15 protein-coding genes are annotated in these 26478 nt (G+C 60.6%); 11 read left to right on the top strand and 4 right to left on the bottom strand.

Going from position 1 to position 26478, the window contains the following annotated elements:
* Positions 1–49: 49 nt before the first annotated feature.
* Positions 50–3943 carry an LPXTG cell wall anchor domain-containing protein gene (locus CI601_RS08015; protein WP_121915013.1) on the bottom strand — a complete coding sequence of 1298 codons (3894 nt, stop codon included), beginning with the start codon at positions 3941–3943 and terminating at the stop codon, positions 50–52.
* Positions 3944–4100: 157 nt separating this feature from the next.
* Between CI601_RS08015 and CI601_RS08010 the strand changes: the two genes are divergently transcribed.
* The 4 genes from CI601_RS08010 to CI601_RS07995 all read left to right on the top strand — a co-directional run bounded on the left by CI601_RS08010 (position 4101) and on the right by CI601_RS07995 (position 6666).
* On the top strand, positions 4101–4592 hold the full coding sequence (locus CI601_RS08010) for an inorganic diphosphatase (RefSeq protein ID WP_121915012.1): 492 nt from the start codon (positions 4101–4103) through the stop codon (positions 4590–4592).
* A gap of 149 nt (positions 4593–4741) precedes the next feature.
* Positions 4742–5188: a DUF3290 family protein gene (locus CI601_RS08005; protein ID WP_121915011.1), complete on the top strand. Its 447-nt coding sequence runs from the start codon at positions 4742–4744 to the stop codon at positions 5186–5188.
* Positions 5189–5191: 3 nt separating this feature from the next.
* Complete coding sequence (locus CI601_RS08000; protein ID WP_220702627.1) at positions 5192–5836, top strand: DUF421 domain-containing protein; 645 nt, start codon at positions 5192–5194, stop codon at positions 5834–5836.
* A 266-nt stretch (positions 5837–6102) separates the two neighbouring features.
* Positions 6103–6666 (top strand): manganese efflux pump MntP family protein, encoded by a 564-nt coding sequence (locus CI601_RS07995; protein ID WP_121915010.1) that lies wholly within the window; start codon positions 6103–6105, stop codon positions 6664–6666.
* A gap of 1 nt (position 6667) precedes the next feature.
* Here the strand turns inward: CI601_RS07995 and CI601_RS07990 are convergent, their stop codons facing one another.
* The gene (locus CI601_RS07990) at positions 6668–7330 is read right to left on the bottom strand and encodes a hypothetical protein (RefSeq protein WP_121915009.1); all 663 of its coding nucleotides are present in this window, start codon (positions 7328–7330) and stop codon (positions 6668–6670) included.
* Between the two features lie 160 nt (positions 7331–7490).
* On the opposite strand from CI601_RS07990, the gene CI601_RS07985 reads away from it, so the two are divergent.
* The 5 genes from CI601_RS07985 to CI601_RS07965 all read left to right on the top strand — a co-directional run bounded on the left by CI601_RS07985 (position 7491) and on the right by CI601_RS07965 (position 19175).
* Positions 7491–8321, top strand: coding sequence for a response regulator transcription factor (locus tag CI601_RS07985; protein WP_121915008.1), 831 nt, complete (start codon positions 7491–7493; stop codon positions 8319–8321).
* Between the two features lie 61 nt (positions 8322–8382).
* Positions 8383–9030, top strand: coding sequence for an endonuclease III (gene nth / locus CI601_RS07980; RefSeq protein WP_121915065.1), 648 nt, complete (start codon positions 8383–8385; stop codon positions 9028–9030).
* Between the two features lie 10 nt (positions 9031–9040).
* The gene (locus CI601_RS07975) at positions 9041–10573 is read left to right on the top strand and encodes an ABC transporter substrate-binding protein (RefSeq protein WP_121915007.1); all 1533 of its coding nucleotides are present in this window, start codon (positions 9041–9043) and stop codon (positions 10571–10573) included.
* Positions 10574–10617: 44 nt separating this feature from the next.
* Positions 10618–13359, top strand: a complete 2742-nt coding sequence (valS, locus tag CI601_RS07970) for a valine--tRNA ligase (protein WP_121915006.1) — start codon at positions 10618–10620, stop codon at positions 13357–13359.
* A 320-nt stretch (positions 13360–13679) separates the two neighbouring features.
* Positions 13680–19175: an InlB B-repeat-containing protein gene (locus CI601_RS07965; protein ID WP_121915005.1), complete on the top strand. Its 5496-nt coding sequence runs from the start codon at positions 13680–13682 to the stop codon at positions 19173–19175.
* Between the two features lie 65 nt (positions 19176–19240).
* Here CI601_RS07965 and CI601_RS07960 read toward each other — a convergent pair whose 3' ends face one another.
* The gene (locus CI601_RS07960; RefSeq protein ID WP_121915004.1) at positions 19241–19597 is read right to left on the bottom strand and encodes a chorismate mutase; all 357 of its coding nucleotides are present in this window, start codon (positions 19595–19597) and stop codon (positions 19241–19243) included.
* Between the two features lie 412 nt (positions 19598–20009).
* Between CI601_RS07960 and CI601_RS07955 the strand changes: the two genes are divergently transcribed.
* Positions 20010–23519, top strand: a complete 3510-nt coding sequence (locus CI601_RS07955; RefSeq protein ID WP_183129814.1) for an InlB B-repeat-containing protein — start codon at positions 20010–20012, stop codon at positions 23517–23519.
* Positions 23520–23681: 162 nt separating this feature from the next.
* On the opposite strand, the gene rho is transcribed toward CI601_RS07955, so the two are convergent.
* On the bottom strand, positions 23682–25574 hold the full coding sequence (gene rho / locus CI601_RS07950; RefSeq protein WP_121915002.1) for a transcription termination factor Rho: 1893 nt from the start codon (positions 25572–25574) through the stop codon (positions 23682–23684).
* A gap of 195 nt (positions 25575–25769) precedes the next feature.
* On the opposite strand from rho, the gene CI601_RS07945 reads away from it, so the two are divergent.
* The gene (locus tag CI601_RS07945; protein ID WP_121915001.1) at positions 25770–26432 is read left to right on the top strand and encodes a TetR/AcrR family transcriptional regulator; all 663 of its coding nucleotides are present in this window, start codon (positions 25770–25772) and stop codon (positions 26430–26432) included.
* Positions 26433–26478: the final 46 nt, after the last annotated feature.

Below are 26478 nucleotides of genomic sequence, written 5' to 3'. Positions count from 1 at the left end.
GGCCGGTCAACAGACCAAGATGCACGCACCGGGTCCTCACTATTCCTGGTCACTGCCATCCGCGGCTAAGGGCGGACATCTTTTTGACCAAACGGAAGATGAGAAGCCCAGTCATGACCGCCGCAGTGGCAAGGGACAGGGGAAGCACAACCGCAGATCCGGTCTTAGGCAGCGCGACTTTCAGAGCGTTCCAATCATCACTGTTGGATTCGACAGTTCGATCAGCACAGAGAAGACGACCATCGACTGCCACTCCGTGCGAATCCGCTCGCCCAGATGCCTTTTGGCCATTCTCCAGTTGAGGCAGGGAAGCCTGATCCTCCACTGGACAGGGCACTAGCGGACTGCCTACCACCCGAGCCCTGTCGGTGTGCCTACCTGATATGCCTGTCACTGTGGCATGCACGTCTACAGACTGGCCAGGTCGGAGCATCAGGGTCGACCAGTTGTCAGGATAGCGGATCCCGGTCACCCGTCCCTGACCGACGACCGTCTGATCCTCCAAATGGAGTTGCCGGGCGGGGAAGATGGCTCCGGTCCCATCGCTGGGATCGCGAGGAGAATCATTGGTGATTCGGAAGACAATGGCGACATCGTCATGAGTCCGGAGAGCCTGCTCTGGCTGATCCCGATCACCCTTGGGCATGCCGCCTGCCTGATCAAATTTCTCGATATGCAGGGCCGGGGTCATTTCGGGCGTTCTGGTCCAGACTGTGTTAGAGACCAGAGTCTTGTCCTGATAGAACTCAGTGAATCGATTCTCATGACGTTCCACGTTCTTCAGCCGCCTGCATTGCAGGTAGGCCCGCCAGCCGACCGGGCGGTCGCCTGAAGCGCTGACCAAGGCCAAATATCGAGGTGTGGCTTCCACTTTGACCAGGCCTGCAGGGTCCGCGGTCATCGTGAACAAGGGATCGCCATGAATGTCTGCAGACATGTCCGAACCAGCCATGATCTGTCCATGATGAATCAGGATGTGCCCGTTCTCGTAAAGGTCCTGGGTTGCGTAGACGGCCCAATGGCCAGTGAACTGATCCACCGTGGGATCCAGCCGATCCTCAATCCGCCAGGTTTTCACCTGCGGGTAGGCCCGTCCGGCCGGCAACAGACTGGAGTCCAGGCGATAGAGGAAGAGCCGATCGCGGTAGATGCTGCCGCCATGTGCGCTTTTCCCGCCCACGGCGACCACCACATCCTTGGCGGGATTGAGCAACTTGACCGGATTAGCGACCACGTTGGTCGCTTTATGTAGGTCGTTGACGATCTGGGTCGCTTGGTTACGTACTACATGACCTGATTCTGCGCGGATGACCGTGTAAGGCAGGACCACATCGTAGGTGCGCCCCAGCAGTCCTTGGTCAATAGCCGGCTCTCTGAGGGGATTATGACCGCGTGCAGCAGCATAGGCAGCCAGATCGGTAGGCTGGGGATCCCCTTTGAGGGTGACGCCAGTGGCAGGAACATAGGTATCCACGGTTTTGGCGAAGACCAGGACTACACCGTTTTCCACCTGGGTATTGAAAGCCTTGGTGTAATCGCGGCCGTCGGAACCCAAAACCTCGATATGTTTGGAATTGATATCCAGGTGCCGAGCGTCGTAGGCATCCGTCATACCCAGCCGCCAGACAGGATAGGCGGTGTCTTTGCGACGGGCGTCCAGACTGATCCGGTAGACCCCTCGGTCGCCCACAAAAAGCACCTTGCCGTCGATGTTGACGCCCGAATCATGCGCACTTACATCGCTCTTTGAGGGATGGAAGTCGGCCGGTGGATTGCTTACCTGGTTGGAGGGGGTCAACGAGTTGTTCAGCGTCAGTACCCACTGATTGTCTACACGATGATCCGTTGGAGCCTTCGGATCAACCCTGCCTTCAAAACGCAGGCGGATCCTGGGATTGCCCCCGGCACGCCACTGGCTGATCCGGGCGGGGTCGGTGATGGTCACCCGCAGGCTGTGCTCCTTGTCCTTCCACTTTGTGGCGTATCCGGTCTTGGCGATGACGTCGCCGCTCTGCAGATCAGTCACTTCAAGAGTCTGCTTGTCGGGCAAAAACCAGCGATCGTAGACATCCGTCAGGATGATTGATTTGACAGGATAGGCCAGATTGTCGGGCAGGCTGGGCTGGGTATCCAGCTGATACTCCAGCCTCTGACCAGGAAAGACCACCTTGCCGTCAACACTGGCCTGCTCCCCGCCTTGGCCGGCCTCCGAAATGACATCCTTGCGCACCGGAGGCAGGTATCCGCAGATGCCCGGCTTGTTGGTCTGTACGCTCTGCGTATTGACTGTCTGGGAGCCTGAGTTGGTCAGCGCCGCGCCTTGGCTGCCATGGCCGTTCGGGGCTTGGCAAAAGGTCAGTTCCTGGTCAGGTGTTCCGCCCAGATCCGTGCGAACCTTGGCTGCACCACCACCGTTGGCAAAGCGAACTGTAAAGGGAACCAGCATGGTGACCTGCCTAGGATCCTCCATCCCCTTGAGACCGTTCAGCCATCCGCTTTTGGCCTGTGCCCGCGCCCGAGTGCCGGTCACGCTGATCTCGAAACGGTCGGTCACATCCCTGCCCTTGTCCACAATGTCCTGGATGCTGCTGCGGCGGTAGTGCCCATCTGCATCCGCCTTGGCCTTGGCCTCGAAGACGCGAATAGCCCGAGCGCCATCTGGATCAACCAGATAGTCGGCAGCGCTCCAGTCGTCAGTCAGGGCAAAAACATTAGGAGCCTCAATCAGATGGGCTTCAACAGTGGCATTGACCACTGACCCCACCCTGTCGCCGTCCAGAAAGGCATGTCCGTCAGCGCCGGTTTTGTTGGTCCATTGAGGGTCAACGACTGCCTTCCAGAGCCCGGTGGCGGGATCGCGCAGAATCCAGGATTTGTCGGGACTGGGCTTCCAAGTGGGAGTGCGGCGCTCAGGGGTCGACTGGTCAACCTGACGGACGCTGCCCTTCCAATGCACTTTTCCACAGTCCACTATGACCCCAATGTCCGGCTGCTCGACGGTCACGTCCAGCTGCCATGCCCATTGATGCTCCTCGGGCAGAGCCCCGCCCTTCCAGGTGGCTGTGGCCCTATTGCCGGGCGGTCGGCTCCCATCGGCGGTGTTGAAAGTGAATTTGCTGGTCAGATCCTCACCGCTGGTCAGGTCTTTGACCTTCTGCCCGCCGACATGATACTGCTTGCCTTGGGGATCGAAGACATCGCTGAAGGTCAACTCGCGGCCGCCCCGACCGGTTCCTGTCTCGATGCGGGTGCGGTTGGTCATACCATCCGCGCTGGTGCCAGGATCCACTTTCTTGTCAGGTGGATTCGGCGGCAGATCGGCCGGTTTGGGCTCATAGTCATTGAGCATGAAGACCACCAAGGAGATGCTGTGCTCGTTGCCGGCGTACATGTCGGCGAACTTGTCCAGGCTGTCTCCGGGCTGGTCCCAAAAAGGTTCGCCGGTCCGATAGCTCACCCCTCGATTGCTGAAAGTGCGGTTGGCCACCTGACTTCGCCAGTTGTCCATCCATATGCTATGGATGGCCATGCTCACCCCATCGAAGACCCGCTGAGAGCCGCGGTAGCCCGTGACCACACCCACGCCGGTCACCCGGCAGTGGCTTTGTCCGGATTCGTCGGCATGGGCCTCGTTAAAGCGTGCCTGGCAGTTGCCGTTGGCCTCATCCAGAGCCTGGCGTTTGACCCGAGCAGTGGTGGCATTGCCGCCATCCACAATCCCCATTTTGGAGAAGGCCCTGTCGATGCTGCCTATCTCATAGCCACCGAAGGAGCCATGGTCGTCATCCTTGTAGGTCCAGCCCTGCCAAAACCGGCCATTGCCTTCAGCACCGCCGCCGGAATGCCCTGATCCGCCGCCAGCCATGGCGGGGGCCGCCGGGCCCACAAGGGTCGCCAGTGCAGCCAAGGCCACCAGCAGACCCGTCCATCTGCGCTTGTTCATACTTGTCCTCACTCTTCGCCCACCCCATGAATCGAGTATGAGCGGCCGCCGAGCAGGCGTGAGCGTCAGCGAAGCACTGTGGTCGAATGTGCCCCGGGACGGTTATGCTGTGTATGAGACATTCCTATGCCGTCCAGACCGAAAAGGAGACAGGACAATGGCAGAGACATTCGACGTGTTGGTTGAAATTCCTCGGGGCTCCCGCAACAAGTATGAGATGGACCACGACAGCGGCCACATCAGGTTGGACCGCACCCTCTTCACCTCCATGGGCTACCCCGACGACTACGGCTACGTCGACGGCACCCTGGGCGAGGACGGCGATCCCCTGGATGCCCTGGTCATGATTCCCGATTCGGTCTTCCCGGGCTGCATCGTCGAATGCCGCGCCGTGGGTCTCTACCACATGGTCGACGAGGCTGGCGGGGACGACAAGGTCCTTTGCGTGCCCGCCGATGTGCGCTTCGATGCCATCAAGGACATCGACGACGTCTCCGACTTCCACAAGCAGGAGATCAAGCACTTCTTCGAGCAGTACAAGGCCCTGGAGCCAGGCAAGGAGGTCATGCCCGGCGACTACTGGACCAACGCGGAGGCCGCCGAGACCCAGATCAAGGCTGCACGCCAGCGCCTGGCCGAACAGCACTGACTTCCAAGGCCGACTAGCGGTCACAACCACCCCGGCAAGGGCCCAATCAAGCGCCTGAACCGGGGTTTTGCATGCCCAAATCCTCCCAAAACGCGTCCGGCCGTCTACGATTGCCAATTGCGGGTGCGCGCGCAAGGGCAGGAGCGGCTATGACTTTCTATACGTACCAATATCTCAAGGGTGGGCAAACCAACTGGACCATGATCAGGATCATCGTGGTCGTCGTTCTGGCCCTGGCCTTTCTCTTCTTCCTGTTCATGTACTCCCGCCACCGTTGGAACCATAAGTACAAGGATCTGTCCATCATCCTGGCCACCCTACTTCTGCTGGCGGCGGCCATCCAGTACAGCGACTACACCAATCTGCGCACAGCCAGCCTGCAGAGCGGTCAGCTTACCACGGTCATCGACAAGTCCGCCGCCAAACTCAAGGTCAAGCCTGAGCAAATCAGTATCAACGACACCTCGCGCAACAACGACATGATCATCAAGACCCCCAAGGGCTACTACACCCTGGTATTCAACAGCTCCGGCTCCGAGTTCCTGCTGCAGCGCGCCGACCTGTACCACCCAGACATCACCGTGATCGGAGAGTGACCCATGGATATCAATTTCTACGTCAACGTGGCCCTGAAGCTGATCGTCGGGCTGCTCTTCATCACGCTGCTCATCAATGTGACCGGCAAGGGGAATCTGGCGCCCACCTCGCCCATGGACCAGCTGCAGAACTACGTCCTGGGCGGCATCATCGGCGGAGTCATTTACAGCGACAGCATCTCCATGGCCCAGTACATCGTCATCCTGCTGATCTGGGCGGCGCTGATCCTCATTACCAGGTACGCCAAGACCCACATCCATGCAGTGGGCAAGTACATCGACGGCGAACCGGTTACCATCATCAAGAACGGCAAACTGCTGGTTCAGAACTGCCTCAAGGTCAACCTGACGGCCAAGGAGGTGGACTTCAAGCTGCGCACCAAGGGCATCAACGACATTCGTGACGTCAAGCGGGGCATTGTCGAGCAGAACGGCAGCCTGACTATAATTTCCGAGGGTGACAAGGACGTGCGCTATCCAGTGGTCATGGACGGCCGGGTCAATCCGGACGTGCTGGATACTATGGGCCGGGACGAGGACTGGCTCGACGAGCAGCTGGCCAAGCAGGGCATAGACAAGGTCAGCGATGTGTACATGGCCCGATACCAGAACGGCGAGTTCTACGCCGTCACCTACCAGGATCAGTAGCGCCGTCCATGCGGCAGGGGGCAGTCTGACTGTGACCATAACTCACTAACAGGCCGATCGGATAGCTTGTCATGCTTGATTATCACAGCGCTGACAAGTAAAATCTATGTCCATATTGTTATGGCGTAGCATGTGAACGGCATTCAACGAATTCAAAGCCGACTCCAATCGGCAGTTCCGCGCTCGACGCTCCCGAGGCGTAGGCGGGTTTGAGGAGACCTGGTCGAGGCCCATCCCACCAGGGATGAACCCTTTCAAGGAATGCCGTGTTCTTGAGATTGTTGTTTATCGCTTTAGGTGTATCTTCTGATGCCTTCGCCGTCTCCATCAGCAAGGGGCTGTCCGTGGACCGACTGCGGGCGCGCCATCATTGGCTGGTCGGACTTTGGTTCGGCGGATTCCAGACTCTGCTGCCCCTGCTAGGTTACTTCGCCGCTTCCATGCTGCAGAACTCCCTGGCCGCTGTGGATCACTGGATTGTCTTCGGCATCCTGTCAGCCATCGGGGTCAACATGATCCGAGAGGGCGTCTACGGCAAGGAGGAAGGAGCGGACGGCGAGGAGAATTTCTCCTGGCGGCAGATGCTTCCTGCGGCCATCGCCACCAGCATAGACTCATTCGGTGTGGGCGCGGGCCTGGCTCTGCTGGGCATCAACATCTGGCTGTCCGCACTGGTCATCGGGCTGGTGACGGCCGCTGCCTCCATTCTGGGGCTGCGCATCGGATACGCGGTCGGGTCCCGTTGGCGCAAGCCTGCCAGAATCGCTGGCGGCATTATTCTGATCGTCATGGGCATCCAGATCCTTCTGGATCACCTGATGAATGCCTGACTCAGAACGTCGTCTGCAAGACCATGACGGACAGGGCCACGATGGATCCGGCCAAAAGAACCGACATCAGCGCCAGACCAACGGCCCCACGCCGATCAGCTGCCTCCTGGGCCCAGCGATAGCCCGAGGTCATGAGCCCGACCAGCAGCAGCAAGGCCACAAGCACCACCAGGATCAGCATCAGGTCAGGTCGCAGGCCTCTGATCAGCTCTGGCAGGAAGACCCACCCCGAGGCAACGACGGCGGTCACCCCGCCCATGGCGGTTGCAGAAATGCCCCGAATGACCATCCGCCTGTCCCGACGCAGCATCTGCCGAACAAACATGAACACGGCCAGGAGGGCCAGCAGGAATGCCGCAGTCGACAGCCAGGCCCAGAGGGCACCAGGCCCCTGTACGACCAGGGCCGGCACCAGAGCAACCAAGGTCAGCAGGCCGGACATGGCTCGGTCAGGACCGGGTCGGATGCCTTTACCCACCAGGGGCCAAGAGGCCAACAGGACCAATGCCAGCACTAGGACCAAAACGGCCTGTGTCAATCGAGCGACCCGAGGAGCGGCCAGCAAGCCCGTCGCCACGCCCGGCAGGATCAGGGCCGCCAGGGCCAGCAACTGCGTCAGGGCGGGCGCGCGCCCATCCCGGGTTTCTTTTACGGTCTGCGCCATGGGTCCTCCTGCCTGTCCCCGTCGGGGAGCCATACGTCACATCCTAGGGCAAGGCCATCCTGTGAACTCGGAGCCCCTGTGACGGGCCGATTGTACAATGATGACGACTGTTCAACGAATCCACCGCTATGGACGAACGGACAGGGAAGAAGGTACCCCCGTGACGGATCTGACCCTGATGACCTGCGCCGAGGACCCGGCATCGGTTCTGCCCGCCTTGGCCCTGCTCTCCCATCGAGTGCGCGTCCTGCCCTTGGATGCCGCATCCCTGGTAAGAATGCCCGAGGATACCGTGCTGCTGATCGACGCCAGCGACGACCTGGCCGAGGCCAAGACCCTCTGCAACCTGACCCGAGCCTCGGGCCTGTCCACACCCATCATCCTGATTCTGAGCGAGGGTGGCTTCACCGTGGTCAATGCCAGCTGGGGTGTAGCTGATGTGATCATTCAGTCCGCATCACCCGCCGAGGTCGAGGCCCGGTTGCGCTTGGTCTGTCAGCGCGTGACACCGACGCGCAAGCCGGATGCCCAGCCGGAAGAGGCGGAGGATCAGGTGCCCACTGGCCAGGTCCGCTCGGGTGACCTGGTTGTGGACACCGAAAGCTACACGGCCCGGATACACGGCCGCCCCATCAACCTGGCCTACAAGGAGTTCGAGTTGCTCAAATACCTGGTTCAGCATCCAGGCAGGGTCTTCACCAGGGCACAGCTCCTCCAGGAGGTCTGGGGCTATGACTACTACGGCGGCACCAGAACGGTGGATGTACACGTGCGGCGGCTCAGGGCCAAGCTGGGCAGCGAGTACGAGCACCTGATCGGCACGGTCCGCAATGTGGGATACCGGTTCGACCCGCCCTCATCGGGAAGAACGGCCCAGGCTCCCAAGGCCACGACAGATGCAGGAAGCGAACCGGATACCGCCGAACAAAATGACAGCCAGTCCAAACAATCCAAAGATGCCAAGAAGAAGAAAACCGATCATAGTGACTGATGCATCATCCAATCGAAAGCACCACCAAGGCAGGGAGAGCAAAGCCCAGCGCCTGACCCGCATGCACGAGGAATACCGCATCCTCTGCCAAGTCTTTCCCGAGGCGGTCTGCGCCCTGCACTTCCGCAACCCCTTCGAACTGCTGGTGGCCACGGTCCTGAGCGCCCAGACCACCGACAAGCGGGTCAATTCGGTGACCCCCGAACTCTTCGAGCGCTACCCCGACCCTGCAACCATGGCCCAGGCCCAGCCGACCGAGCTGGAGGCCATCATCCATCCGGTAGGCTTCTACCACGCCAAGGCCCGCCACCTGCTGGGGCTCTCCCTGATGCTGACCGAGGATTACGGCGGGAAGGTCCCTGAGACCATGGAGGAGCTGACCAGCCTACCTGGCGTGGGACGCAAGACAGCCAACGTGGTCCTAGGCAACGCCTTCAACATTCCTGGATTCCCTGTGGACACCCACGTCACCCGGGTCACCGGCCGCCTGCGATGGCGGACCGACTGGCGCAGCACCCATCCCGATCCGGTGAAGATCGAGCATGAGATCTGCGACTGCTTCCCGCCCGAGGACTGGACCAATCTATCGCACAGGCTGATCCTCCACGGCCGAGCTACCTGCCACGCCCGCAAGCCAGACTGCCTGCACTGCCCACTGGCCGAGACATGTCCCAGCGCCGAGCTCCTGGCCGGACCGGCCTCTCGATAGAATCAAAACCATGGCAAGCGGCAGACACAGACGAATCAGCTCCGGAATCATCTTCATCCTGGTACTGGCGGTCCTGACCGCGGGCACCTACATGGCCTGGCCGTTGTTGACTGGCCAGGGAGGCTGGCGGCTGCCCTGGAACCTTGGAGGCTCGGGCCAAGTAGTGCGCATCCGGGCCCGGCAGGCTCCGGTCTCCTTGGACATCCGTACCGAGCCCGGCCAGGCCACTGACCAGGCCCTGATGGGCAACGTCTACCAGACCCTGACCAGGCCCGACGCCCAAGGTCGACCGACTCCTGGACTGGCCCAGAACTGGGAGATCTCCGCCGATGGGCTGCTCTACACCTTTCATCTGCGCAATGACGCCCGCTTCGCCGACGGACGCCAGGTGACCTCAGAGGATGCCCTCTGGTCCCTGCGGCAGATCCTCGATCATCAGTATCAGGGCCACCAGGACCTGGATGACCTGGCCAGGGTTACCAACCCGGATGAAGCCACCCTAGTGATCAGGCTGAAGAGCCCAGATGCCCATCTGCTGACCGCTTTGAGCGGTCGGGCCGGTATTGTCTACGATCGCCAGGCCCACGTCAACTACTCCACCCAATCGGCCGGATCAGGCCCATATCAAGTGGATGACTGGCAGCCGGGAACCAGCCTGACCCTGACCACCAACAAGTCCTACCGGGGCCCGGACAAGGCCGCCATCCACAAGGTCATCTTCAGCTATGCCGGCAGCCCCGAGCAGACCGTCAAAGATCTGAACCAGGGACGTCTGGACGCTGTAGTGGACATGGATCCGGCTACCGCTAAGCAGGCCGGCAAGGCTCCGACAGCAACACCCAGCACAAACAATGTGGTCCTGGCTTTCAACAACGAGGCATCCAGCCTGCTGTCCGACCAACATGTGCGCGAGGCCGTTCGCTACGCACTGGACCGTCAGGCGCTGGCCGATCTGGAAGGCGGCGCAGCCAAGGCGCTAGGTGGACCACTCAACCCGCTCAGCCCAGGCTATGATCCCGGTCTGCAGGCCTTCCCATTCGACCGTGTCCAAGCGGCTCGTCGAGCCTCCTACTATGCCCAGTCCTACTATCACGGCGGCCTGCGCCTGGTCTATCCCCAGGAATTCGGCAGCCAGGTGGGCGATCTGATCAGCACGCAACTGAAGGCGGTGGGCATCCCCACCCGGGTCTCCATGGTGGATCAGGCTGCATTCCGCGACCAGGTGCTCACCCGTCACGACTACGACATGGCCCTGCTGGTCATGGACAATGACGACATCGGCCGCTTCGCCGACCCCAACGCCACCATGCTCTTCGACAACACCGAGGTCCAGGAATCCTGGAAGCAGGTCAAGGCCAGTACCGACCAGAACACCTATGCCGAGCGGCTGCGGGCTTTCGCCCGACAGGTCAGCGACCTCTCCCCCAGCGACTGGCTTTATGAGCGCACACCCTTGGTCCTGAGCGCTCCCCGACTCCAGGGTATGCCCAACTCTCTGTTGGACCGCTACCTGCCCCTGTGGAACCTGCATATCAAGGGTTGAGGAGACCGGGACTCCTTGTCACCATTCGTCCATAAAATGCTGGTATGTCTGCTGAACACCAAGGAATCGTCAATGCCCATCTGACCCCCCTGCCTGACAGGGTGGGCGTGGATGGCCTGGAGGAAAAGTGGTGCCGCGACTGGGATGAGTCCGGCGTCTACCGCTTCCGCAACACCCGCGAGCGCTCCGGCGTCTACTCCATCGATACGCCGCCGCCCACGGTTTCGGGGCATTTGCATGTGGGACACGTCTTCTCATACACCCATACCGACGTGATCGCCCGGTTCAAGCGGATGCAAGGCTACGACGTTTTCTACCCCATGGGCTGGGACGACAACGGCCTGCCCACCGAGCGGCGGGTCCAGAACTATTACGGTGTCCGCGTAGACACCTCGCTCAAGTATGATCCGGACTTCAAGCCCCCCTTCCACGGGACCAAGGGCAAGAAGATCAGTGCCAAGGATCAGGTACCCGTCTCCCGGCAGAACTTCATCGAACTATGCGAGGAGCTGACCGCCGAGGACGAGAAGCTCTTCGAGCAGCTCTGGCGGTCGCTGGGCCTGTCGGTGGACTGGTCGCAGACCTACCACACCATCGGCGAACATCCCCGCCGGGTGGCGCAGAAGGCCTTCCTTCGGAATCTGGCCCGGGGCGAGGCCTACCAGAAGGAGGCCCCGGGACTCTGGGACGTGACCTTCCAGACCGCCGTGGCCCAGGCCGAGCTGGAGTCGCGCGAGTATGACGGCTTCTACCACCGGGTGGCCTTCAGGTTCGCTGACGGCACGCCAATATACATCGAGACCACCAGGCCTGAGTTGCTGGCGGCCTGCGGGGCCCTGATCGCCCACCCGGACGACAAACGCTACCAGAAGTACTTCGGGCAGAAGGTCTACTCCCCCCTGTTCAAGGTGGAGGTGCCCATTCTGGCCCATCCAGCCGCCGAGATGGACAAGGGCGCCGGCATCGCCATGTGCTGCACCTTCGGCGACGTGACCGACGTGCAGTGGTGGCGGGATCTGAACCTGCCCACCAGGTCCATCATCCAGCGCAACGGACGAATCGTCATGGACGTGCCGGATTGGATCACCGATGAAGGCGGACGGCGCATCTTCGAACAGACCGAAGGCAAGACCACCTTCTCAGCCCGCAAGATCATCGTCGACGCCCTGCGCGAGTCCGGCGATCTGGACGGCGAGCCCAAGCCCACCAAGCGCATGACCAACTTCTACGAGAAGGGCGACAAGCCCCTGGAGATCGTCACCTCCCGCCAATGGTACCTGCGCAACGGCGGCACCGATCAGAAACTGAATCAGGAGCTGCTGGAGCGAGGCAAGGAACTCAACTTCCACCCGGACTTCATGCGGGTGCGCTACAACAACTGGGTCGAAGGACTGAACGGCGACTGGCTGATCTCTCGCCAGCGTTTCTTCGGTGTCCCCTTCCCCCTCTGGTACCCAGTCAAAGAGAACGGCGAGACCGACTACGCCCATCCCATCACCCCGGCCGAGGACAGGCTCCCCATCGACCCCAGCAGCGATGTGCCCGAGGGCTTCGAGGAATCCCAGCGTGACCAGCCCGGCGGCTTCACGGCCGAGAAGGACATCATGGACACCTGGGCCACCAGCTCCCTGACCCCCCAGATCGTGACCCACTGGGCCGAGCCGGGCGAGCAGGACCAGGCCCTCTTCAAGGCCACCTTCCCCATGGACCTGCGTCCCCAGGGCCAGGACATCATCCGCACCTGGCTCTTCAGCTCCATGGACCGCGCTCATCTGGAGAACGGTTGCCTGCCCTGGAGTGACACCACTCTGTCGGGCTGGATCCTGGATCCGGACCACAAAAAGATGAGCAAGTCCAAAGGCAATGTGGTGGTGCCGGACGAACCCATCAAGAAGTATGGCGCCGATGCTGTGCGCTACTGGGCATCCTGCGCCCGGTTGGGCCTGGATGCCACCTACGATGAGGGGCAGATGAAAATCGGCCGCCGCCTGGCTGTCAAACTCCTCAACGCCGTTAAATTCGCCCTGGCCATCGGGCGTGAAGATGAGAATCATAAGGTCACCCAGGCAGCGGAGGCCACCTGGAACCCCGCTGATGTCACGGTTCCGCTGGACCGGGCGGTCCTGGCCGGCCTTGCCCAGGTGATCGACCAGGCCACCAAGGCTCTGGAATCATACGAGCACTCCAAGGCCCTGGAGGTCACTGAGTCCTTCTTCTGGGACTTCTGCGACAACTACATCGAGCTGGCCAAGAACCGGGCCTACGGAACTGCGGATGCCATCGGCAGGACCCCTGATGAGGCCCAGGTGCTCAGTGCCCGCACGACCCTGGGACTGGTCCTGGACGCTCTCGACCGTCTTCTGGCCCCCTTCCTGCCCTTCGCCACCGAGGAAGCATGGCAATGGATGCACCAGGGAGACGGATCGGTTCACAGGGCCTCCTGGCCTCGTTCGGAATCCTACCGGGCAGCTGCCCAGGGCCAGGATCCAGCTCTTTTGGCCTGGGCAGGCATGGCCTTGGCTTCACTGCGGCGGATCAAGTCCGAGGCTAAGGTCTCCATGAAAACACCCATCCTCTCCGCCTCCTTGAGCGTTGCGCCGGAGGGCCTGGAAGCCGTCAAGGCCGCCCTGGACGATATAGCGGAAGCAGGCCGGGTCACCGGAGATCTGGATCTAGTCGAGGAGACCACCCAGCCCGAGACCAAGGGAGCCGGCGAGGATGAAGCGGGCATTCGGGTGACAGCCAGCCAGCTGGGCGAGCCCCCGGCCAAGAAGCCTCGCAAGTAGGCTCCACAATTCCCCAATACAACCGAGGCGGTTCAGCCATAGGCACCGCCTCGGTTTTCTTATCCGTGTCACTGGTGACAACGACAATCTGCAATGCCAGTCAAGCCATCGTCGTTCATGCAAAAAGTACAGCTTCCATAATCAACAGCATGCCTCTTGCAACGAATTTCCCCTACAACATCCTGATCACGACACTCTAGGCTGCTCGAAGGTTGTAATGCTACAGTAAAAGTTATAGAGGGACTTTATTCTAGTGTGCATCGACGCAGATTTTGGGGCCACGATCTGGGGAATCGGCACGCTTGGGGAGGAAGAATCGAATGGGGAATGCTCATGGCATCCGCAGACTGGTGACGTTGACAGCCATGATAGGGCTGGCGCTGATTGGAGCATCAACAGGCGCATACGCGACCACCGGCGACATGACACCTGCATCTGCCACAGAATCGCCCTCGCCCAGTCCGGACAATAGCGCAAGTCCATTGCTCCGTACAAGCAGCGAAGCACAGGCCGTGGCCGCTGCTCCGGCCGCCTCGCCATCGCCGCTCGCCAGCAACAATCCTTCACCGTTCAAGTCCATCCAACCGTTCAACAGCAAAAGGGCGGACAGACCGTTCAGGGACAGCTCACCGAGAGACAAGTCACCCCAGACCAGGGATTCATCCTCATATACCCTCACTTTCGAGCCTGACGGGGGCTCGCTGGTATCCGGCTCGCCAGCCCTGAGCCAGACAGTAACCTCAGGTCATCTGGCATCCCCTCCTGCCGTCACCAAATCAGGCTACCTGTTTGACGGATGGTTCCTCAAAGGCTCCGATGTGGCCTATGACTTCGGCAAGCCGGTCACCAGCACGCAGTCGCTGACGGCCCGTTGGTCGTCGGTCAACGACGCCCAGTGGACGACAGCCGACGTCAGCGGTGGCGACACCGGGGGCTCTGCAATCACCCTGACTCCCCCCAAGCCCAGAGGAGTGAGATTTGCACAGGTCAGCGCCGGCCACGACCACACCCTGGCCGTAGGTTCGGACGGCCACGTCTACGCCTGGGGCGACAACAGCGAGGGCGAGCTTGGCGACAGCACCACGATCACCAAAAACTCGCCGGTGCGGATAACTGAAAATGACGCCATCAAGGGAAAGACCTTCATATCCGTCAGCGCGGGAACCACATTCTCCATGGCCCTAGCCTCGGACGGCACCGTCTACACCTGGGGCGACAACAGTCACGGCGAACTCGGCAACGGGTCCACCACGAATTCTTCAGTACCGGTAAAAGCGAATCTTAATGCCACCATCACCGCCATCAGCGCCGGATACTGGCATGCCATGGCCCTGTCCTCAAGCGGGACGATCTACACATGGGGAGACAATCAATACGGCCAGCTCGGCAACGGGCGCACGGGCGTCAACGTCAACTCTTCACCAGCAGCAGTCTCTTCATCCGGCGTCACCTTCACCACCATCAGTGCCGGATACGATTTTCAAACGGCGCTGGACAGCCAAGGACATGCCTACGCCTGGGGACGCAACCAGGGCGGCCAGCTCAGCATCGGCACCATGGACGGCACCAGCAGTGGTTCCAATGTCTACACTCCATCGCGCATTTACGGCGACTCGACCGGCAACCCAGACAGCACTGTCTACACCGACATCGATGCAGGGTACCTGCACGTCCTGGCACTAAGCAATACAGGCAAGGTGTACTACTGGGGTTATCCCCTGACCAAGGGCAATGACGCCAATGCCGACAGCGTCCACTCCTTCTATCCCAGCCTGTTAAGTCTGCCCACGGGAGCGGCGACGCCTGTTTCAGTCAGCGCCGGGGACTACTCCTCTGCGATAGTCGACTCTGCAGGCGGCCTGTACATGTTCGGCAGCAATTCCAGCGGCCAGCTGGGCGACGGAACCACAAAATCCAGATCAGATTCAAATATGACCAAGGTGAGCCTGACAGGCATCACAGTCGCCGCATTCGATGTCTGCCGGCACAGTCTGGCCATCGGCTCGGACGGGCTCCCCTACAGCTGGGGCGAAGCGAAAAACGGCAAGCTGGGACAGGGTAGCAAGGGACTTCAAAGCGGTTCGCAGACCACGCCTGCAGCGGTCGGCCCGCCCCAGATAGATCTGGCCAAGGTGACCTTCGGCAGGACGGATGTAGCCAAGACCGACACCAACAGCCCGATTAGCCGAACCTCAGCAGGCGACGACACCTGGAGTTCAAATACCCCATGGACGGTCACTACCCCGCACCACACTTACGGAACCACCAAGATCAGGATCAACGACGGTCAATGGTCCATTGGCGGCGCCGCACAGCAGGGGCAAAGCATCGGCAACTATACATTCACACCCACTGCCCAGAAGATCACTTTTGATTCGGACGGAGGCTCATCAGCCTCGGACCAGTTCGTCACCGCAGGCAAGCAGGCTTCGCGCCCCACCGTCACCAAGGCAGGTTCCCTCTTCGACGGCTGGTTCATCAAGGAGGCAGACGGCAGCTCCAATGTGGCCTACGACTTCAGCAGTCCTGTCACCGGGCCGCTGAATCTGAAAGCGCATTGGTCTTCGTCAGACATGAAATGGAAGACCTCGGATACCCTTCATGGCGACGACACCGGGGGCTCCAAAATCACCCTGACTCCCCCCAAGCCCAGAGCAGTGAGGTTTGCCCAGGCCAGCGCCGGGCGCTACCACACCCTGGCTGTGGGTTCTGACGGACACGTCTACGCCTGGGGAAATCAGGCCAGCGGTGCACTTGGGAACAGCAAAAGCTCAGGCACGGCGGCGACACCTGTGCGGATTACCGAAAATGATGCCATAAAAGGAAAAATCTTCATAGCCGTCAGCGCCGGCGATGCTTATTCCATGGCCCTGGCATCGGACGGCACGGTCTACACCTGGGGCAACAACGGTAAGGGACAACTCGGCAACGGCACTACCGATAATTCCAACGAACCAGTAAAGGCACAGACAGGCGATGCCAAAATCACCGCAATCAGCGCGGGACGGGCATACGCCATAGCCCTGGCCTCGGACGGTACAGTCTACACTTGGGGCAACAACGCTAAAGGCCAGCTCGGCAACGGCAGCTCAGACGGTGGCAGCCATCCCTCCCCCACCAAGGTCGCGGCGCTGTCCAACATAACCGCCATCAGCGCAGGGTTCGCCACAGGCACAGCCCTGGACAGTCAAGGCCACGCCTGGACTTGGGGCCAGAACGACAAGGGGCAGCTTGGCAACGGCGCCCCTAATGACAGTCCGACTCCGACACGTGTCCAAGACCTGGGCACCGGACAGCCTGATACCCGGTTCTATATCGCCATTAGCGCGGGCTATCAACACGTGTTGGCACTGGATACGGATCATGACCTCTATGGATGGGGTTCCGGCACCGCCATCGGCTCCACTACAGATACCAACGTCAGCACGAGAGGATCCACCGCGATCAGTTTCGGAGACGAGCCCGTCAACATCACCGCCATCAGCGCAGGCGACGATGGATCGGAAGCCATAGACGACAGCGGAAGGATCTATACCTGGGGCAAGGAGGGCTACGGCCAGCTGGGCAACGGCGTGAACGACAATACGGCATGGCAGACCAATCCGAAAGCCATCACCCTGGCCCAGTCGGTAAAGGCTTCCGCAGTGTCCACCTCCAGCCATCACCAGACAGCCGTCGGGTCTGACGGATTGCTCTACACCTGGGGATACAGCTACTACAACCAGCTCGGACGAACCGGGGCAACCTCAGTGCCTGGCACCACACAGTCGCCGCAGATCACCCTGATTAAGGTCATCTTCGGCACCATGGCCAGCAGCACCAAGCCAGCCACGAACCTGACCCAGACAGGCAAAGACACCTGGGATGCAAACCAGGATTGGACCTTTGTTACGCCCGCGTACCCCTACGGCCCCTCCAGCTTCACCATCACATGGACTATTGCCGACGATACCGGAGACTCAAGGCAGACACAGCAATTCGACTACACCTTCGATCGGACCAAGAAACGCATAACACTTGACCCTGAGGGAGGTACTGGAGCTGCATGGACAAGCAAGGACATCGAGGAAGGCGAATTGGTACCCCGACAGACCGTAGCCAAGACGGGCTTCCTCTTTGACGGGTGGTTCGTCAAAGCGGATGACGGCAGTTCCAATGTGGCCTACGATTTCGGCAAGCCAGTCACGGACCCGTTGACCCTGGTCGCGCACTGGACGCCTTCGGCTCCAACTACTGTCGACCCAACCGTTAGTCCATCCACTGGCGGATACCAGGTCACCATCACTCCGCCCTCGCAGCGCGGCATCCGCTTCGCCCAGATCAGCACAGGCAAAAACCATACCCTGGCTGTCGGCAGTGACGGCAACGCCTACGCCTGGGGAAACAACAGCACGGGACAGCTCGGCAACGGTAGCAAGGACAGCAGCAAGACGCCCGTCCAAGTCAAGAAGCCATCCGGTGCAGGTACCGACTTCGCCTACACCCAGGTAAGCGCAGGATATGGATTCTCGTTGGCCCTCGGCAGTGACGGCAATGCATACGCCTGGGGAGACAACAGCAGGGGGCAGCTTGGCAAGGGCGCTGCAGACGGCACCAATACGACGCCCGTCCAAGTGAAGAAGCCATCCGGTGCAGGTACCGACTTCGCCTACACCCAGGTAAGCGCAGGAGGCTATCATTCCCTGGCCGTCGGCAAGGATCATCAGGCCTATGCCTGGGGGGACAGGAGCAACGGCGGACAGGTAGGCGACGGTAACACGACCGGGAACGCCCCTGCTCCTGTAGCCGTCAACGCAAGCGCCACCAGCCCTGGGTTCCAAGTCAGACAGGTCAGTGCGGGTTATCAGCACTCTCTGATCATCGGCATAAGCGGGAAAACCTACGCCTGGGGATACGGCGACAGCGGCAGACTGGGCAACAATGCCAAATCCTCACAGGCCACTCCTGTGTCGGTGTCGTCACCCATGCAATATGAGGACGGATCGACAGGATTCTTCGCCACCCAGGTCAGCGCGGGAGGCTCGCACTCCCTGGCCATTGGCAGAGACGGCAAAGCCTACGCCTGGGGTGCGAATACCGACGGACGACTGGGCACCGGAGACACCAATGATGCCGCAATACCAACCCTGGTGGCCGATCCCGACGGAGGCAGCGATGGATTCCAACCCACCGAGATCAGCGCCGGAGGATGGTTCTGCGCAGGAATCGACGACAAAGGACGAATCTACACCTGGGGAAATAACGGTCAAAACGCCCTGGGCAATGTCTCCGTCACGGGATCCATCAGCGCATCCCCCGTTCTGGTGAGCAAGGACGGCAGCACCATACAGATCAGTGCAGGCGAGCGCCAAGTCCTAGCCATCGACTCCAACGACATGGCCTATGGCTGGGGCGACAACAGCAGCAGACAGCTAGGAATCAATTTGGACAGCACTTCTGTCAAGGCAGCCACCTTGGTTTGCCCGCCGCAATTGACCATCAGCTCGGTCACAGTCGGCACGGATCCGAATACTGCCGCAGTTCTTGAACTGACCCGGAGCGGCACAGCCGACGCATGGGGATCGTGGAATACCTGGACCTTCTATACCCCAGCCTTCAAGGCGGGCCGAACAACAGTCAACATCACCTGGAATGTGGGCCAAGGCAACCCTCAAACCGAGAATCTGCCCTTTACCTACAAGGATATTCTGCCTCTGACCGGTAGCCAGGGTCTGCTCATCGTGCTGCTTGTCGGACTTTTCATAACGGTGACTGTCCTGGCAGCAAGACAGCATTACTTGGAAATGGCTCGTCAGACTCTAACCAGCACTCGCTGATACCTTGTGGCCGACGGCATAGGAATTGATCCGAGCCGTCGGCCATGACCATACGATGGATTTCCTCAGTGTGAGTTGGCCTGATCGGCCAGCCGTTCGTGGTCGCGCTTGGCGGCATCGGCCACCAGATGCAGATAAGCCTCAGCCAGATCCGGGTCCAGCCCGTAATCATCAGCCTTGTCTCGCAAGGCAGTTATCTGTGTGCTCTCCCGGCGCATATCCGCCGAGGCGAATCCTGCCTGCGCCTTAAGCAACCCGATGCGGTGGGTCACCCTGAACCGTTCGGCCAGCATGGCGACAACGGCGGCATCGATGGTGTCCACATCGGCACGCAGTTCCTCCACCTGGCGGGCAGCCTGGGCCTGTGGACCCCCGCTCTGCACCTGGTCATCGATCACTGTTTCCATCTTCGCATCGCTCATAAAATACCAGTCTAATCAAGCGCCCTAGGCGACTACGACAAGCCCTGCCACCACTGTGACACTGGTGTTATTGTAGTGGATGGGATTATTGACTCTTGGGGAGAGAGTCTCGTTCGTCTACACCTGCCTATACAAGTGCCGGACGCATGGGGGAGGATGCCTTCACATGAAGATGGTACGTAGTCGTCGCGTCACACTGCTCGTCAGCCTATGCTGCGTCTTGGTTGTCTGCAGCATGCTTGGTCTGCAATTCGGTCAAGCAGCGCCGGAATCCAATGAGACCGCAGTCGGAACTCAGGGAACTGGAGCAATTGGTACTGGAACCAATACTCCCGGACAGATTCCTTCGGTTTCCCCCGGTCCATCATCATCGCCGTCGGGCATGCCCACCCTGTCCAATGGCTCTGGTTCGGTGACAGCAGGACAATCAGCGCCTGCCGCCAGCACATCGCCCACCTCGCCGTCCTCGCCTTCGCCCGGCACAACAGGTTCCTCGGAGCCGACCTCAACTGCCTCTTCCCCATCGAATACCACCAGCCACACAGTCACTTTCGACTACAACATGCAGTCTGCACCTCCGACAACTTCGACTGTGGCTGATGGCGCCCAGGTTGCGCGCCCCAGTCCTGAACCCACCCGCCGAGGATTCGTTCTCGAAGGATGGTTCGCAGGCAAGGTAGCCTATGACTTCTCCGCTCCTGTGCATGCGAACCTGACCCTGAAAGCCAAGTGGGCCCGCGCCGACCAGACCTGGACCATGCAACCGCAAGAGGGACCCGAATCAGGAGGCACCGGAGTGACCCTTACCCCGCCCCCGCCCTCCGGTGTCCGTTTCAGCCAGGTCAGTGCAGGCATCCGGTTCTCACTGGCTTTGGGATCGGATGGCAACGTCTACGCCTGGGGCTATAATGGTGGTGCTCAGCTGGGCGATGGCACTGTTGTCAACAAGTCAACGCCCATAAGGGTGCCCCGGCCCGAAGAAGTCCGCAATGACAAGGATTTTCGGTTCGTCAGCGTCAACGCTGGTCGGTTCTTCAGCATGGCCCTGGACAACCATGGCACCCTCTGGTCCTGGGGATACAACTATCTGAAGACCTTGGGCAACCCTAATGTGGCTGACAGCGGCATGCATAACTATTCGGAATACCCGGTCAAGGTAATGCTGCCTGAAGGAGCGCCGGCCGGATTCACCTACAAGGCCGTCACCGGCAGTCACAATCACACCCTGGCCATAGGATCGGATGGCAACGTCTATGGCTGGGGAACCTGCAGTGAAGGAGAAACCGGCCGCCATAAGTGCGACGGCATATGCGACTCCACGCCCAGCCTCATCCAGGGATTCGATAAGAACCACAAAATCATAGCTGTGCAGGCAGGAATGAACTACTCAACAGCTCTGGACGACGCTGGCACGGTATGGTCATGGGGAAGCAACCTTTACCACCAGTTGGATCCATCCGCCGGCGCGGTCGTAGGCAACTATACGCCGATCAAGATCAACGGCCTTGACAAGGTCCATGTGGTGGCCATCGCAGACGGCTCCGAAAACACTCTGGCCCTGGATGACCAGGGAAGGGTCTGGACCTGGGGAATGAACGAAAACGGCCAGATCGGCAACGGGTCAAGCGCCAGCAAGACCGAGGTGTTCAAAGACCCCGTCCAGGTCAGCTTCCCCCAGGGGACCAGAATTACCGCCATCGCTAGTGGCCACCATTACGGTTCCAATCACGCCATAGCTCTGGATTCAGATGGCAATATCTGGACCTGGGGCGACAACACCTACGGACAAATGGGCGACGGCAAAACCTCTGCAGCAGACAGCCCCCAGACCACTCCGGAACGCTTGGAAGATCCAAAGCTTGCCGGTCGGCACTGGATCAGCATCAGCGCTGGCGAGGATTTTAACCTGGCTATCGGCGACGACGGCCAGACCTACAGCTGGGGACGTGACGACGAGGGCCAGCTGGGTCAAGGCACCAGCGGCGATAACTTTCATAACCGGCCCTCCGCGGTCGCCTTCCCCTGGCCGGCAAAACTGACCGGACTCCAATTCGACACAACAGATATCACCACCGGAGTGAAGGCGCAAAAGAACAGGACCTGGACGGCTACCACCCCGCCGCACGCCCCAGGGCTGGTGGACGTGACCCTGACATGGACCTTGAACGACCAAGAACAGACCCAAGTCCACCTGCCCTTCCGTTACCTGTCGGGCGGGGTGAGTGTAACCTTCCAGTCGGAGAGCGATTCACCAGCGCCGCCCAGCCAGAGTCTGGAAGCGGGAGAGCGAGCAGTCCGTCCCGGCACTGACCCGACCAAGGCCGGCTACCGCTTTGATGGCTGGTTCCTAGGCAAGACCGCTTACGACTTTTCCAAGCCAGTGACCAACTCTATGACGCTCAAGGCCCACTGGAGCCCTGAGAGTCAGAACTGGACCATGACACCAGACCATGGAACCGAGGTGGGCGGAACGAAGGTCACCCTGACACCGCCAGCCCTGCGAGGCATTCGCTTCAGCCAGGTCAGTGCCGGTTCCCACTGGTCCCTGGCCCTGGGATCCGACGGGAAGGCCTACGCCTGGGGCAAGAACGACAGCGGCCAGCTGGGCAACGCGAACATCTCCAAGGGCAGCGCCAGCACCATGCCGGTCCGAGTGGACATGCCCGAGAAGGCGGAGGCCAACTTCGTCTTCACCCAAGTCAGCGCGGGCCGGGATTATGGCCTTGCTCTGGGTTCCGATGGAAAGGTCTACGCCTGGGGCAACAACGACATTGGCCAGCTGGGCGACTCCACCCTGAATGCCCAGGGCCGGCCCCATCTGGTACCTGGTCTGCCGGATAAGATCCGGTCCATCAGTGCCGGCAGCGGACATGCCTTGGCTCTGGATTCCCAGGGACGAGTCTGGTCTTGGGGCGCCAACCAATATGGGCAGCTGGGCCTAGACAACGCCGGCGGCGATACCGTCTCACCAGATGGGCGAACCAGCCCTGCCATGGTGACCGGAATCCCAGCTGCCACAACGACAATAAGTGCCGGAAGCCGGTATTCACTAGCCATGACCGTGGATGGACAAGTCTACGCCTGGGGCACCAATGATTCCGGCCAGCTGGGCGATCCCTCCCTACCAGTGATCGCTGACGGCGCCAATCCCACCCCGTCTGCCGTTCAAGGATTGACGGGCGAGATGAGCGCCATCAGCGCCGGAGACCACCAGGCTCTAGCCCTGGATTCCCAAGGACGCATCTGGACCTGGGGACAGGTCAAGGGCGAGAACAAGAAAACCCCTGCCCTATTGACCCTTCCCGACGGACTGCCGACGGGGTTTGCCATCACGCAGATCAGCGCCGGCATCGGAGCATCCTCCGCCCTGGGCTCCGATGGACAGATCCTGACCTGGAGCAATGCCACAGAAGGCTCAGACCTAACATCCTTGGCCAAACCCAAAGATGCGCCTACAGATTTCAGCTTCACTGCCGTCAGCACGGGCGACCCGAGCTCACTAGCCCTGGGCTCCGACGGCCTGGCCTACGGATGGGGTGCCGACGATGCCGGCCAGCTGGGCGACGACCAATCCGGACCGGACCTGAACAGCAAGACTCCACAGGCTGTTGTGATTAGAAGCCAGGTTAAGACGGTCACCTTCGCCGGACTGTCCGCAGAGGGAACCCCGCAGTATCAGAACGGCACCTGGTCGGCAGTCACACCGCGTTACAGGCCCGGGCAGGTGGATACCGTCATTCAATGGAGCCTGGTAGGCGTGGATCAAAAGGATCAGACCCTGCCCTACACCTACGACCAGCTGGCCATCCTGCCCCTGACCGGCAGCACGGGCGTGATCCTGCTGATCATAGCTGGCCTGTTGGGCATGGGAGCCGCCATGGCTGCCAGATTCCATCGGCAGGAGAACAAAATGGCAGCATGACAGGGGCAGGGACGACACTATGAAAAAACCTTGGCTGACAGGCTTCGAATAGATCATCGCCCTAAACAGGTGTCTTGTTTCGCCACTGCTTATGCATTGGGCCCTATCCACGAACTGAATCGCGGATAGGGCCCAATAAACATGTCAGGCGTCAGGCCCGAGTCACTTCTGAGCCAGCATGGACTGGTTGATAGCCGACAGGAAGTCCCGGTTGGTGGCCGTCTTCTTCAGCCTGGGTACCAGAGTCTGGTAGGCCTGCTCGGTCTCCATGCCGCCCAGGAGGCGACGCAGCCGGTAGACCACAGCCAACTCTTCGGGCGCGGTGATCAGCTCCTCGCGCCGGGTGCCGGAAGCGTTGATGTCAATGGCGGGGAACATACGCTTATCGGCCAGATCCCTGGTCAGCCTCAGCTCCATGTTGCCGGTGCCCTTGAACTCCTCGAAGATGACCTCGTCCATCTTGGACCCGGTCTCCACCAGGGCAGAAGAGATGATGGTCAGGGAGCCGCCGTTCTCGATGTTACGGGCGGCGCCGAAGAAGCGCTTGGGCGGATAGAGGGCCTGAGCGTCCACGCCGCCGGAGAGGATGCGGCCGGAGGCGGGAGCCGAAATGTTGTAGGCGCGGGCGAGACGGGTCATGGAGTCCAGCAGGACCACCACATCCTGTCCCAGCTCCACCAGACGCTTGGCCCGTTCGATGGCCAGCTCGGCCACGGTGGTGTGATCGCTGGCTGGGCGGTCGAAGGTGGAGGAGATGACCTCGCCTTGGACCGTGCGCTCCATGTCGGTGACTTCCTCGGGACGCTCGTCCACCAGGACCACCATCAGATGCACCTCGGGGTTGTTGGCGGTGATGGAGTTGGCGATGGACTGCAGGGTCAGGGTCTTGCCGGCCTTGGGCGGCGAAACGATCAGACCGCGCTGACCCTTGCCAATGGGGGCGACGATGTCAATCAGGCGACCGGTGATGTTCTTGGGCTGGGTCTCCATCCGCATACGCTCCTGCGGGTAGAGGGGGGTCAGCTTGTTGAAGTGGGGGCGTCCTGCTGCATCCTCCACGCTCATGCCGTTGATGGTGTCAATGGCCTGCAGGGGGACGAACTTCTGCCGCTGATTGCGATGCTCGCCCTCGCGAGGGGGACGGATGGAACCGTGCACGGCATCGCCCTTGCGCAGACCGTACTTCTTGACCTGACCCATGGAGATATAAACGTCATTGGGGCCAGGCAGGTAGCCGGAGGTGCGCACGAAGGCGTAGGAGTCCAGCACATCCACAATGCCGGCCACGGGGACCAGATCCTCGGGCTTGAAGTTCTCCCTGGGCTCATAGTCACGATCCCGGCCGCTGCTGCGATGGTTGTTGCGGTTGCGTCGGTCGTTGCGATCATTGCGATCATTGCGATCGCCCCGGTTTCGGCGATCATAGCCGTTGTGCCGGTAGTCGCGCCCTTCATCGCCACGATCCTCGTAGCTGCGCCGACGAGGACGGTCATTCCGTGAGGGCAGTGCTGCCAGAATATCATCCAAATTGCGCACCGAACCGGAGCCGGAGCCTTCGCGCTCCTCACCATGTTCACGCTCGCCCCGGCCACGGTTGGTGTGGGAGCCTCGGGATGAATCCGTGCTGCGGTGACGGCGACGGGATATGACCACGTTCTCCTCGTCGGCCACAGTATGGGGGAAGCGGTTCCGGTGCTCGGTATGACCGCTCTTATGATCGTCAATGCCCAAAACATCGAAGAGGTCTCCGACAGGACGATCATCCTTGGATTCCTTGGTCTCCGTAGATTCCTGTCCGCCCTCCGCAGAGGACTTCGCCTCCTGCTTTGTCGGTTGCTGCTGTTCGGCGGCCTGGCCCCCCTTGGCCACGGTGGCCGCAGCCTTGGGCTTGCCCACGGTTACTCCCTCAGGGGCCTTGCCGCCCGAGCGTGCCGCCTCGATCGTCTCGATCAGGACAGGCTTGCGCATGCCGGAAATACCGCGCAACCCCAGCTGCCTGGCCAATTCCTTGAGTTCGGGCAGCTTCATGGAATGAATATCTTGGCTTGTTGCCACTGTTGTAATGCCTTTCCTTCGCTATGCCTAATTAGGCTAGGCAAATAGCTTGAGAATAGTGCGGGGGTACCGCTCATGAAAATTCGATGCCGACTCGGCTTGTCGAACTCCTATAAGCCTACAACGAGTGCCCGACCGGTGCAAGGAACAACCTGCGTGTCCAAAAATTCATGGATAAGCCTCTAGACTGGGCATATGAATGACCGATCATCTCTGCGTGAGCAACGGCGGAGCGAATTCGTAACCACCGCCATGCGGGTCTTCGACCGGAAAGGCGCCGCAAACACCTCCCTGCGCGACGTAATCCACGCCATGAACCACGGCAAGGGCGTAGGCATGAGTGTTTTCTATTACTACTTCAAATCCAAGGACGACCTGGTAGATGCCTGCGTTCGCACCTACCTGGCCTCCTACGTGGACCATGTAGTCGACATTCTGCAGGATCCTGACCTGAGCGTTCAAGAGGCATTGGACGACATCTGCCCGCATCTGATAAGGGCCATCTGGAAAATGGATGTTATCTTCGCGGACAAAGCCAACTGGTACAGCTATTTGAGCACCAACAGCGCTGTGCTGGAAGGTTTCGTCAAGCAGATCATCGACCCTTTGACCAAGGCTCTGGACCGCTGGCTGGACCGGGGAGACCTGCCGCAGACCCAGCTGATCCAAACAGCCAGCACCCGCACTGTAGCCTGGCTGATGGCCGACGGGCTCTCGTCTATCGTCAGCAATGGCAGAGGAGCCGCCGGCCACCCGCAGATCAGAGAGGTGGTCCGTCAACGTGTCCGCGAGAGCGTGGCCTTCTTCTCGCAATTGCTGGGCCTGCCACTGAAGCCCCCAGCCATCGCCCTGTCATAAAATGACCAAGCCCCCGACCCTGCAGTCGGAGGCTTGGAGGAAAACG

It is taken from the genome of Bifidobacterium sp. wkB344 (genome assembly GCF_003688305.1).
Taxonomy (GTDB): domain Bacteria; phylum Actinomycetota; class Actinomycetes; order Actinomycetales; family Bifidobacteriaceae; genus Bombiscardovia; species Bombiscardovia mizhiensis.
Note: the sequence above shows the minus strand (reverse complement) of the source record. Positions and strands in the feature narration are given on the sequence as shown.

Excerpts from the sequence above, each read along its gene's own strand:
- CI601_RS07965 (WP_121915005.1), top strand. The coding sequence starts at position 13,680 with ATGGGGAATGCTCATGGCATCCGCAGACTGGTGACGTTGACAGCCATG.
- nth (WP_121915065.1), top strand. The coding sequence starts at position 8,383 with ATGCACGAGGAATACCGCATCCTCTGCCAAGTCTTTCCCGAGGCGGTC.
- CI601_RS07975 (WP_121915007.1), top strand. The coding sequence starts at position 9,041 with ATGGCAAGCGGCAGACACAGACGAATCAGCTCCGGAATCATCTTCATC.
- CI601_RS08015 (WP_121915013.1), bottom strand. The coding sequence starts at position 3,943 with ATGAACAAGCGCAGATGGACGGGTCTGCTGGTGGCCTTGGCTGCACTG.
- CI601_RS08000 (WP_220702627.1), top strand. The coding sequence starts at position 5,192 with ATGGATATCAATTTCTACGTCAACGTGGCCCTGAAGCTGATCGTCGGG.
- CI601_RS07990 (WP_121915009.1), bottom strand. The coding sequence starts at position 7,330 with ATGGCGCAGACCGTAAAAGAAACCCGGGATGGGCGCGCGCCCGCCCTG.
- CI601_RS07960 (WP_121915004.1), bottom strand. The coding sequence starts at position 19,597 with ATGAGCGATGCGAAGATGGAAACAGTGATCGATGACCAGGTGCAGAGC.
- CI601_RS08010 (WP_121915012.1), top strand. The coding sequence starts at position 4,101 with ATGGCAGAGACATTCGACGTGTTGGTTGAAATTCCTCGGGGCTCCCGC.
- CI601_RS07945 (WP_121915001.1), top strand. The coding sequence starts at position 25,770 with ATGAATGACCGATCATCTCTGCGTGAGCAACGGCGGAGCGAATTCGTA.
- valS (WP_121915006.1), top strand. The coding sequence starts at position 10,618 with ATGTCTGCTGAACACCAAGGAATCGTCAATGCCCATCTGACCCCCCTG.
- CI601_RS08005 (WP_121915011.1), top strand. The coding sequence starts at position 4,742 with ATGACTTTCTATACGTACCAATATCTCAAGGGTGGGCAAACCAACTGG.